Raw genomic sequence first — 11,047 nt, 5'->3', positions numbered from 1 at the left:
GGAGCTGCCCGACAAGCAGGAGGTGTTGATCGGCGGAATCGTAACATCGGTCAAGCTGTTTACCTCCAAAAAGAGCGGCGAGCCTATGGCCTTCTTCATATTGGAAGATATGACGGGCAACGTCTCGTGCACCATCTTTCCGACGGCCTTCGCCGCCCAACGTCAGAACTTGGAAAAAGATCGCGTGGTGTTGGTGCGCGGACGTACCAGTCACCGTGAGCGCGTGCGTGATGACGACGAAGACGACACACCTATCGTTGAGATATTAGCCGAAGAGATCTCCCCTCTCACCGAAAGCATGGTGAGCGCCGCTCGCAAGGCCAGCCGTATTGTGGTGCGTCTCGACCCTACACGCCCAGAAACGCTGCGATTCGTGCGCGACACCATCGAGCAACATCGGGGCAACGGCAACGCCTGCCCGGTGTATCTGCGCATCAACCGGCGCGATAAAGCCTATGAGGTGCGCACCGAGCTTTTTGCGGAGTATACCGACGATTTTCGACAGGCCGTAGAGCATTTTTTGGGGCGCCAAGCTGTGTGGGTAGAATAGAATAAACCCCTTTGAAGGACTTCGGAACATGATCAGGGTTGCCATTTGCGGAGCCGCCGGGCGCATGGGGCGTGAAGTGACGCGCGCGGTTTCGGAAGCGGATGATATGCAGGTTGTTGCTGCCATTGACCTGCACCACGTAGAGGAGGACGCCGGCAGTTTGGCCGGCATTGCGCCGCTTGGCGTGAAGGTGGAGAAAGACTGGCGGGCCGCTGCCATTCGAACGCAGCCGGAAGTGATGGTGGATTTTTCGGTGCATACGGCGGTGCTGCCTAATGCGCTTGTTGCTCTAGAATTAGGCATTTCTCCGGTTATCGGCACAACAGGCCTTTCGGGTGAGGAGGTGGCTATTCTTGAGAAAACCGCCCAGGAACGCCGAATAGGCGCGTTTCTCGCACCCAACTTCGCCATTGGGGCCGTTCTCATGATGCAATTTGCCGCTCAGGCCGCACGCTATTTGCCCGATGTCGAGATCATTGAGCTGCATCATGAAAAGAAGGTGGACTCCCCTTCCGGTACTGCCATGTTAACAGCCCAGTATATTGCCGAAGCCCGTCGCGCCGCCGGAGTACACCCTAGTGCTGCGCCAGAGGGCGCTTTTGAAAAAGTCCCTGGTGCGCGCGGGGGGCTTGTGGATGGGGTGCCCGTTCATAGCGTTCGCCTCCCCGGTTTCGTGGCACATCAGGAGGTTATTTTAGGTGGAGTAGGGCAGACGCTTACCCTGCGTCACGACTCAACCGATCGGCGCTCCTTTATGCCCGGCGTGCTCTTGGCCATTCGAAAAGTACGCTCTCTGTCGGGTTTGGTTATCGGGCTGGAAAACCTGCTATAACGCCTATCGTCATGGAGGAACGAGCGCCGCTTCTGCCGGATATTCTTGCCCGCGGGCTTGATGTGGTCTTTGTAGGCGCTGCACCGAGCCTGTGGGCAGCCCAAGTGGGGCATTACTATGCCGGGCCGCGCAACCGTTTTTGGCTGCTGCTCTATCAGGCCGGTTTTACACCGCGTCTCCTGCAGCCCGAAGAGGACGTTACCCTCCCTTCCTATGGCATCGGGCTGGTAGCTCTCTTTCATCATATCGCATCTAACGCCAATCATCTTCTGCCCGAACCGTCTCCGACCCAGCGTGAACAGCTTATCGAGCGCCTGATCGAGGCAGCGCCGCGCTGGGTCTGTTACAACGGCAAAGATGTCTACCGTATGGTCACTGGCGAAGAGTGTCGCCGGTGGGGGGAGCAGAAAGAGAGACTGGGGCTTGCACGCACATTTGTAGTAATTAGCTCCAGCGGCCGCGCCGACGGTTGGGGGCATGAGCGTCTTGCCTTGTATAAGGAGTTGTACGATTGCGTCTACTCTACCCATGCTCCTGAAAGTAAACTACCGCGCGCCTAAAGGCAAAGGTTCCTCTCGCTTTGCTTCGAGGTCGCACGGCTCCCACACTCACATGTCTAGATATCCTGAGGCCAACTAGGGCGATTTGCGCTTTTCCCTAGAAAATCGAGAGATTTTCTGGAGGTCTCGGTATAGGCGTGAGGGAGAGAGGCGGTAGGGGGCGGCCTTGTGCCTACCCTTCTATTTGCGCCTGGTTTGAATAACGGTCATGTCCTGTTTGTTACGCGGGTCGGAAGTGAAGTAGTTTCGAGAGAGGGATCCGCTTACTTGCATGAGAGAATGTGTTATAATATAGGTGTTGATTACCTCGGAAAAGGGTTGTATATGACCCTTGTTTTGAGAGTAAGTTGACGTGCACCGGTGTTTCAGCGCCGGTGAGGATTGAAACCTGAAGGTGCAAGAGGCCTTTGAAACGCAGCTCACCGGCAACTGTGGAAAGATCGTGCTTGAACCTTGGGCCTGTGGGTAAAACGCACCTGCATGGCCGTTCGGGTAGACTGATCGGGTGAAAGGGAAAACGATTCTTTTGGAGGAACCGTTCTGAAGCCGGGGAGCGGACAGATTCAGACCGAGGTACGTTTGAGGCTGCCGCGTAGCGTGTTGGCAGCATCGGGAAGTTTGGGTTGGGGCGATACGTTGGAAGGGTTGGTAGAGGTGCATCGGCTAGGTGGCTTCATCACACCCACCCTAACCCTGCAGCCACGCGAGGGAAACCCAATGCCGCGCACGGCGGAGGCGAGTGCCGGGTTCTTACATGCCAACGGCCTGCCCAACCCCGGTTTAGGGCGATTTTTAAGCGATTATCTGCCACGATTGCGCGCTCTGGGCTGCCCTATCATCGTAAGCCTGCTCGGAACGACGGACTCGGAATGGGCGGAGTTGGCCGAGGAGTTAAGCAAGGCGCCAGGCATTACGGCCTTAGAGCTGAACCTTACACCGTTGCCTCTCCTCGATGCCACACAAGCAGAGGCTTCTCTTCCGTCGGAAGCCGAGATGCACCGGCAAATGTTAGAGGCCATTCAAAGCGTGCGCAAGGCCACCTCCCTTCCGCTCATCGCCAAACTGCCGTCTGTGGGAATAGAGATCGGTTATGCCGCAGTTACGGCCCAAAACGCCGGCGCCAATGTTGTGGCCGTTGGCCAGGCTCTACCGGGGGTGGCCGTTCGTCTCTCTGCTCGTGCGCTGCGGTTCCCCGGTGGCGTGGGCGGGCTTTCCGGCCCCTGCATGAAACCGGTAGCTCTCTACCAGCTATGGCGCGTGCGCAGAATGAGTTCGCTGCCCATTCTTGCTTCCGGCGGAATCATGACGTTGGAAGATGCCCTCGAATTTTTCTTGCTTGGGGCAGACTATGTGGGGGTCGGCGTTGGTTGTGCCATCCATCCCAATCTGGCGGTAAAGCTTGCCGACGAGATCGAGGCCTATCTTCACTCCCATCAGCTTACAAGCGTGCAGGCGCTCCGCCTCTAAAAGCATGGGGCGCCTACACGTTTTGGGATGGATTGTTTCATCAGTTTTGTTACTGTTTGCCGTGTGGCAGAATGCGCATAATATCGTTCCACATCACCAGCAGAAAAAGGATGCCAATGATGGCTAACCCTACAAACTGTGCCTTATACATCTCTTTGGTGGTAAGCCTGCGGCGTCGCACGGCCTCGATGCCGAGGAGGAGAAGATGGCCTCCGTCGAGGATGGGAATGGGGAAAAGATTGACGATGCCCAAGCTCATCGAAAGCTCGGCTGCCACAAGGGCTACATAGGCCGGCCCTTGTTGTTGTGCAATGTTGATCTGGCTGGCGATGGCGATGGGGCCGCCGACGTTTTCCCGGACATCACGGCTAAAGATGCCCTTAAGCATCATGTCAATGCTGAGAAAGGTGATTTGGGTTCCACGCACGATGGCCTGGAAGGGAGAGTAGCGCTTTAATTTTGGCTCGGCAACCACCACAACCCCGATGACGCCGGCGCGCTCTTTAGTGCCTTTTTCCGTCGTGATGATCTGCGGTTTTGGGGTAACGGTGATGGGTATCAGCTCTTTCCCACGCTGCACGATGAGATGAAGGGGTTTTCCAATGCTGGCCCGAATCATCTGAACCATCTGATCGCCGCTGTGGATAGGAGTTGAGTCGATCTGAACGATCTTATCGCCCGCTTTCAGCCCAGATTGGGCTGCGGGCGTATTCGCCACCACCGTCTCGATAACGTTCGTACGCGTGATGGAATCGGGCAGGCCGACGGTAAAACCCAGCAAACAAAAAAGCATAAAGCCGAAGAAGAGCGACATGAAGGGGCCGGCGAAGATGACCAAGGCACGTTGCCAAATGGGCTTTTGACTGTAGCCGGTGGGGTCGGGTTGTGCGGCAAGCACCGTTTGCAAATAGCGCTGTTCCTGTTCGTTGAGGGTGGGTGAGGACAACAGCGCCTCTAACTCCGCCCGTCCTTCGGGGGTGAGCGAGTGCTCCTCTCCAATGGCGTGGATCACGGCCTCGCGTACCTTTTGAGAGATCTGGCTCTTATCGAGGGTTGCCAAGGTTGCTTCGGAAAGCCCATGAAGTGCGGGAGCCGAATCGGGGTCGTTGTTGAGAGGCAAAACGGGAGCAGCGTCGAACAGATCGGAGGGGTCCATTCCCGCAATGCGCACAAACCCGCCTAAGGGCACGGCACGGATGTTGTACTCTGTGCCATGTCGAACACCAAGTCGCACGAGCCGCTTTCCAAAAAAGAGAGAGAACTCCTCTACGCGCATCTTGAAAAGTTTTGCAACAATGTAGTGACCCCACTCATGAGCGATAACTAAAACGCTCAAGACCACAATAAAGTAGATCAACGTGCTTATGAGATGCATCATAGTTCGATTCTGCTCCTTAAGGTTCCTTTCCCTTCAGTGCCTTAGGGGACTTGCGGAAAAACTCGGTTGTGCTAGGCAAGGGCTTTCGCCCTCTCGTAGACGAACGCACGGGCTTCTTTATCGGCTTGAAGCACATTTTCTAGAGAGGCCTGTTGAGGAGTATGGTGCTGGAGAGCCTCTTCTACAAGCTTTATGATATGCAGGAAGGGGATGCGCTCCCGCAGAAAGAGGTCTACTGCGGCCTCATTAGCGGCGTTCATGACAGCCGGAAAAGTTTTACCGGCGGCCAATGCGGCACGGGCCAAGCCTAGCGCGGGAAACTTCTCGTCATCCGGCTCCTCGAAGGTGAGGTTGGCGAAATCGGCAAGGCGCATACGAGGAAGATTCGTATCTATGCGTTCCGGATAGACCAGGGCGTACTGGATAGGCAGGCGCATATCCGGCAAGCCCATCTGCGCCAAGGTCGACCCATCACGAAAGCGCACCATAGAGTGCACGATGGACTGTGGATGGATAACCACCTCGATCTGATCGGCAGGCACCCCGAAGAGCCAGTGCGCCTCGATGATCTCCAGCGCTTTGTTCATAAGCGTCGCCGAGTTAATGGTAACCAAACCTCCCATGTTCCAGGTAGGATGACGCAGCGCCTGTGCCGGTGTCACGCTGTGTAGGGCTTCTTTTGGCACATTCCGAAAAGGCCCGCCCGACGCCGTAAGAATGAGCCTCTCTATCTGTTGCGCGGCAGCCCCCTGAAGGCACTGAAAGAGGGCGGAGTGCTCGCTATCAATGGGAAGGATGGCGACACCATGCGCTTGTGCCAGCGCCATGGTAAGCTCTCCTGCGGCCACAAGCACCTCTTTGCTTGCGAGGGCGATGGTCTTGCCGGCGGTTATAGCGGCATGCGTAGGAGCGATGCCGATAGCCCCTGCCACGGCCACCACCACAAGGTCGGCCTGGGGAAGGGTGGCCAAAGTGCACATCCCTTCCACCCCACAAAAAACTTCGCAGGAGACTCCTTCTTGTTTTAGAAGACGGTTAAGGGAAGGCTCCTGTTCCCGTTCTCCAATGGCAAGATAGGGGACATGGAACTCTTTCGCTTGTTCTGCCAGCCGCTGTATGTTACTATTGGCGGATAGCCCTACGATCTGGAATCGGCCGGGAAGACGTCGCACAATATCGAGCGTTTGGGTGCCGATAGAGCCTGTAGAGCCTAGAATCACCAAGCGTTTCATGGGTCTATTCTTCGGGGACGGCGCCAAACTTTCGCACCCTTCGCTGGTAGTCGAGCAAGGCTTCCACAAAGTGCTCGCGGGTAAATTCCGGCCAGCAGACGGGCGTCACATAGATTTCACTGTAAGCCGTTTCCCAGAGCAGAAAGTTGGAGAGGCGAAGCTCACCGGCGGTGCGGATCAGCAGGTCGGGGTCGGGAATATCGGGCCAATAGAGGTGATTTGCGATGGTCTGTTCGTCAATGGTTTCGGGGCTAAGCTCTCCTTTTTGCACGCGCCTGGCGATGGTGCGCACGGCATCTACCACCTCGGCACGGCCGCCGTAGTTGATGGCCAGATTGAAGATAAGGCCATCGAAATGGCGGGTGCGCTCCATGGCCATTTCAAACTCCGTGCGCAGGTCTTGGGGCAGCTCGTGGAGGCGCCCGGAGATGCGCACGCGCACGCGATTCTGCACCAGTTCTTCGATCTCGTTGCGCATAGCACGCAGCATGAGGTCCATCAAGCCACCAACCTCTTCGGCGGAGCGGCGCCAGTTTTCCGAAGAGAAGCCGTAGACGGTGAGGAAACGAATGCCGAAATCGCGTGCGGCGTACACGATGCTTTTGAGGGTACGGTAGCCCTGATCGTGGCCGAAAAGGCGCGATTTGCCCTGTGCACGCGCCCACCTTCCATTGCCGTCCATGATAATGGCGACGTGGGTAGGAAGGCGGCTCGGGTCGAGCGCGACGCGGTTATGCGATGCAGAGGCAAGTTCGGCCATGGCTCTTTTCTCGCGGTTAGACTTCCATCAGTTCGGCCTCTTTCACCTTCATGAGGTGGTCAATTTCGGCCGTGTATTTATCTACGAGTTTTTGCACCTGTTCTTCCGCCCGTTTCTCCTCGTTTTCCGATATTTCGGAGGCTTTTTTAGCGGCTTGCAGCTTTTTAATGGCCTCATGGCGCACGGTGCGGATGGAGGCACGGCCCTGCTCGGCCTTTTGGTGCACCTGCTTAATAAGCTCTTTACGCCGCTCTTCGTTGAGAGGCGGGATGTTGAGGCGCAGAGCGCTGCCATCGTTGGTGGGGGTGATCCCCACATCGGATTTTAGGATACCTTTTTCAATGTGCGAAAGAATATTGCGGTCGAAAGGCGTTATCAGAAGTTGGCGTGGCTCCGGCACGCTGATGGAGGCGACCTGATTTAGCGGCAGCGTGGTGCCGTAGGCATCCACGCGCACATGTTCTAGAATGGCCGGGTTGGCACGCCCCGTGCGAATGAGGCTAAATTCATGCTGAGTGGCTTCCACGGCTTTTTTCATGCGCTCCTCCGCCTCGCGCAGTGTCTCTTGGATCATGGCATCCTCCTCAAAAGGTGTTTTATCGTTGTGACAGCCTATTAAAAATTACCGACGAGCGTGCCTATTTTCTCACCGCAGACCACCCTTCGTATGTTACCGGGGCGCGCGATATTAAAGACGACGATGGGGATGTCGTACTCTTTACAAAAGGTAAAGGCCGTTTGGTCCATCACGCGCAGGTTTTTGGCGATGCATTCGTCGAAGGAGAGCTGTTCGTAGCGGACGGCATCCTGAAACTTATGGGGGTCTTTGTCATAGATGCCATCTACATTGGTGGCTTTCAGCACGGCACCGGCACGGATCTCGTTGGCACGTAGGGCCGCGGCCGTGTCGGTGGTAAAGAAGGGGTTGCCGGTGCCGGCCGCCAGAACGACCACCCTTCCTTTTTCGAGGTGACGAATGGCACGGCGTCGGATAAAGGGTTCGGCCACCTCGGCCATAGCGATGGCGCTCATCACGCGCGTGGGCACGCCCTGTTTCTCCAGGGCATCCTGCAGGGCCATACTGTTAATGACGGTGCCAAGCATGCCCATGTAGTCGGCGGCAGCGCGCTCCATGCCCGCTTCGGCAGCCCGTTCACCCCGCACGATATTGCCGGCGCCCACCACAACGGCGATCTCGACGCCAACGCGATAGGCGCTCACGATCTCTGAGGCGAGGGTATGGATCGTTCGGTAGTTCAGTCCAACGTGGGGACCCTCTTCGGGGTGTTCGAGATCGGCTGCAAAGGCTTCACCGGAAAGCTTCAAAAGCACGCGCGACCAGCGAGGCCTTTCGAATGGGGTTTCGGAGAGCGCAGGTGCCACTGCGCTCTCCGATGAGGTTACAGACGTCAGCCTTGAGGCATCGTCGTTCATTCCACCGTTTCCTTTATGGCGCCGGAAGTGGACGCCCCACCCGTCTGTTCACCGACCTCATAACGGATGAAGCGGCGGATATGGGCGCCCTTTCCCACCTCTTTTAGAAGTTGGGCGATGGTCTTTTTCGGCTCACGAAGATAGGGCTGGTCTAGGAGGACGGTCTCCTCGTAGAACTTACGTAGCCGTCCTTCCACGATCTTCTCGATGGCCGCTTCCGGTCGGCCTTCATTGCGGGCCACCGTTCGTGCGATGTCACGCTCCTGCTCTAGCACCTCTTCGGGCACCTCTTCCCGTGTGAGATAGCGAGGGCGTGAGGCGGCAATCTGCATGGCCAACTCATGCCCCAGATGTTTGATCTCCTCGCTGCGGGCGGCCTCCGGCGATTCTGCCCCCACCTCCACAAGCACCCCAATGCGGTCGTTGGCCGGCACATGCACGTAGGTGGCGATATGGCCGGTTTCGTCGGTGGAGACAAACGCGAATCGGCGAAAAACGATGTTCTCCCGAAGACGGCTAAACACGTCGTGAATGCGGTCTTGCACCGTAAGCGCCATGTCAACGAGAGAGGGCTGCTTCAAAAGCTCCTCGGTCGAGGTGGCCCGACTGCGTGCGACCTGCTCGGCCAGCTCTTTGGCAAGCTTTTTGAAGTCCTCGCTGCGTGCCACGAAGTCGGTTTCCGAGTTCAGTTCGATGATGGCAGCATCTCGATCGTCTACCACGGCCACGGCGATGACGCCTTCGGCGGCGACTCGGTCTCCTCTATCGCTCAGCTTGGCACCCAGCTTTTTGCGGATGTAGACGATGGCCTCCTCGAAGTCGCCTCCGGTCTCTACAAGGGCCTCTTTACAAAGCATCATGGCGGCGCCGGTGCGCTCGCGCAGCTCTTTCACCATTGCGGCAGTTATCTCTGGCATTGTGCAAACTTCCTTTATCGATTCTTCAATTCTAAATTCAAAGGAGGGCCTTTAAGCCTCCACCTGGCCTTCCACCTCAGCGGCCATGCGGCTATACTCATCCTCTTCACCGGGATGGAACACATAGTCCGCTTCGGGCGTCGGCTCGAAGGTATCCACATCCGGTTTTTCGGCTTCGTCCGGCACAATCGCTTCCTCCGTCTCGCCTTCGGCGGGATGTTGGGCGGCCTCTTCGGCATCCCATTCCGCCTGTTTAATTTCGGCGATCGCATCGGCGAGGCGCCCGGTGATGAGGCGAATGGCGCGAATGGCGTCGTCGTTACCCGGTATCACGTAGTCCACCAAATCGGGGTCGCAGTTGGTATCTACGAGAGCCACCACGGGAATGCCCAAGCGTCTTGCCTCTGCAATGGCGATGTGCTCTTTCTTACAATCCACCACGATCAGGCATTGTGGCAGGCCGGGCATGTTTTTAATGCCGCCGAGGTAGCGCTCCAGCTTGTCGCGCTCTTCGAGAAGGAGGGTCGCCTCTTTTTTGGTGAGACGGTCTAGGGTGCCGTTCATCTGCATTTCGTTCAGCTCGTCGAGCCGTTTGAGGCGCTCCTTAATGGTGCGGTAGTTGGTGAGCATGCCGCCGAGCCATCGTTGGTTTACATAGCTTTGACGGCAGCGCTGAGCCGCCTCCTGAATGGCGTCCTGCGCCTGCTTCTTGGTGCCCACGAAGAGCACATGTCCACCGGAAGCGACGACCTCTTGCACAAACTGCTGCGCTTCATCGAACAGCCTTAGCGTTTGATGCAGGTCTATAATGTAGATACCGTTGCGCGCGCCGTAGATGTAGCGTTTCATCTTTGGGTTCCAGCGGCGCGTCTGATGTCCGAAGTGCACTCCTGCTTCGAGGAGTTCTTTCATTGAGAGCGATGCCAATTTCTTCTTCTCCTGGGTTTTTTGCCTTGTATTTGCTACGGCCTTCCCGATACCTCATTCCCGCTGCGGAAGGTTGTTCTTCCTCACCCTGCAACGGGTCCGCATCGGTGCAGTATAAATGGGGTGCTATCTATTGACGCTACCCTATCGTGAGAGTATACCCCATGAGAGATAGGTAAAGCAACCTTATCTCTCGCTCCACAGCCCCTTTCCCCTCATGAAGGAGGTCATGATGGGCAGGTACCCACAGGGGTTACTCCTACAACTCCACCCGCTACTCCCTCAAGGCACACGCCCTCCCTCTCAGAACGGGTGGGAATTGAAACTTAAGATTTCTCGCCTTCGGCTCGAAATGACAGGCGCATCGCCGGCTCTTCAAGCCCCTCCCCAACCCTCAAGGCCGACGCCCTTCCCCTCCCCCCATTGGGGAGAGGGGCACCTCGCGGTGGGCGTCCTCGCGGACGGCGCCTTTGCGGCCAGTCCAGTTCCCATGATCGCCTATCTCCCTGGCCGCTGCATCGCCGTGCGCTAGCACCTCCCGAATCGGGGGAAAGGAAGGGATAGGGGGCGAACAAGATAAGCTTATTCTGCTAACGGGCTCTAGAACCGTGAGATTGGCAGCCCCACCCCCTACTCCTCAGAACGGGTGGGAAGTGAAAACTCAAGATTTCTCGCCTTCGGCTCGAAATGACAGGTGTGGTATCGGCTCGAAATGACAGTTGTGGTATCGGCTCGAAATGACAGGTGTTTATCTCACGAGAAATGACAGTCGTATCACCGGCTCGTCAAGGCTGACGCACCCCCCCTCAAGGGTTACCCCTACGACCCTTCACTTCAACACTCCCTCTTTTGCATCTCTATTCGCCCCTTACCTTCATCTACAATTGCCCTCTTAGCCCTTCCTACACCAACAAAATCTCCTAAAAAAATTTTTTCCCCACACCCATAAAACGACTTGACATATCCTACTACCCTGTGTTATCCTATTAT

At 56.7% G+C, this 11,047-nt stretch carries 12 protein-coding genes; 5 read left to right on the top strand and 7 right to left on the bottom strand.

The annotated features are described in order from the left end of the window. The 4 genes from VKV18_RS08140 to VKV18_RS08125 all read left to right on the top strand — a co-directional run. Positions 1–550 (top strand): OB-fold nucleic acid binding domain-containing protein (locus VKV18_RS08140; RefSeq protein ID WP_324203710.1); only part of this gene is annotated, 550 nt, incomplete at its 5' end. Positions 551–578: 28 nt separating this feature from the next. Beyond that, entirely contained in the window at positions 579–1,382 is an 804-nt protein-coding gene (gene dapB, locus VKV18_RS08135; protein ID WP_324203709.1) for a 4-hydroxy-tetrahydrodipicolinate reductase, read from the top strand. A gap of 11 nt (positions 1,383–1,393) precedes the next feature. After that, a complete protein-coding gene (locus VKV18_RS08130) occupies positions 1,394–1,942 on the top strand; it encodes a mismatch-specific DNA-glycosylase (RefSeq protein WP_324203708.1) in 549 nt (182 codons plus the stop codon). Positions 1,943–2,521: 579 nt separating this feature from the next. Next, complete coding sequence (locus tag VKV18_RS08125; protein ID WP_324203707.1) at positions 2,522–3,409, top strand: hypothetical protein; 888 nt, start codon at positions 2,522–2,524, stop codon at positions 3,407–3,409. A gap of 49 nt (positions 3,410–3,458) precedes the next feature. Here the strand turns inward: VKV18_RS08125 and VKV18_RS08120 are convergent, their stop codons facing one another. From VKV18_RS08120 to rpsB, 7 genes are all read right to left on the bottom strand, one after another. Continuing rightward, positions 3,459–4,787, bottom strand: a complete 1,329-nt coding sequence (locus tag VKV18_RS08120; protein ID WP_324203706.1) for a M50 family metallopeptidase — start codon at positions 4,785–4,787, stop codon at positions 3,459–3,461. 71 nt (positions 4,788–4,858) lie between these two features. Beyond that, on the bottom strand, positions 4,859–6,019 hold the full coding sequence (locus VKV18_RS08115) for a 1-deoxy-D-xylulose-5-phosphate reductoisomerase (RefSeq protein ID WP_324203705.1): 1,161 nt from the start codon (positions 6,017–6,019) through the stop codon (positions 4,859–4,861). 4 nt (positions 6,020–6,023) lie between these two features. Then, complete coding sequence (locus tag VKV18_RS08110) at positions 6,024–6,779, bottom strand: isoprenyl transferase (RefSeq protein WP_324203704.1); 756 nt, start codon at positions 6,777–6,779, stop codon at positions 6,024–6,026. Between the two features lie 16 nt (positions 6,780–6,795). After that, positions 6,796–7,353 (bottom strand): ribosome recycling factor, encoded by a 558-nt coding sequence (gene frr / locus VKV18_RS08105; protein ID WP_324201385.1) that lies wholly within the window; start codon positions 7,351–7,353, stop codon positions 6,796–6,798. A gap of 41 nt (positions 7,354–7,394) precedes the next feature. Continuing rightward, a complete protein-coding gene (gene pyrH, locus VKV18_RS08100; RefSeq protein WP_324203703.1) occupies positions 7,395–8,213 on the bottom strand; it encodes a UMP kinase in 819 nt (272 codons plus the stop codon). Next, positions 8,210–9,130 (bottom strand): translation elongation factor Ts, encoded by a 921-nt coding sequence (gene tsf / locus VKV18_RS08095; protein WP_324203702.1) that lies wholly within the window; start codon positions 9,128–9,130, stop codon positions 8,210–8,212. The genes pyrH and tsf overlap by 4 nt, the downstream gene beginning before the upstream one ends. 51 nt (positions 9,131–9,181) lie before the next feature. Beyond that, on the bottom strand, positions 9,182–10,057 hold the full coding sequence (gene rpsB, locus VKV18_RS08090) for a 30S ribosomal protein S2 (protein ID WP_324203701.1): 876 nt from the start codon (positions 10,055–10,057) through the stop codon (positions 9,182–9,184). 319 nt (positions 10,058–10,376) lie between these two features. Here rpsB and VKV18_RS08085 point away from each other — a divergent pair, with 319 nt between their 5' ends. Continuing rightward, positions 10,377–10,589 carry a hypothetical protein gene (locus VKV18_RS08085; RefSeq protein ID WP_324203700.1) on the top strand — a complete coding sequence of 71 codons (213 nt, stop codon included), beginning with the start codon at positions 10,377–10,379 and terminating at the stop codon, positions 10,587–10,589. Positions 10,590–11,047 lie beyond the last annotated feature (458 nt).

Source organism: Chthonomonas sp. (assembly GCF_035294505.1).
Lineage (GTDB): Bacteria > Armatimonadota > Chthonomonadetes > Chthonomonadales > Chthonomonadaceae > Chthonomonas.
The sequence above is the reverse complement of the archived record's forward strand: the minus strand, read 5'-3'. Positions and strand labels throughout refer to the sequence as shown.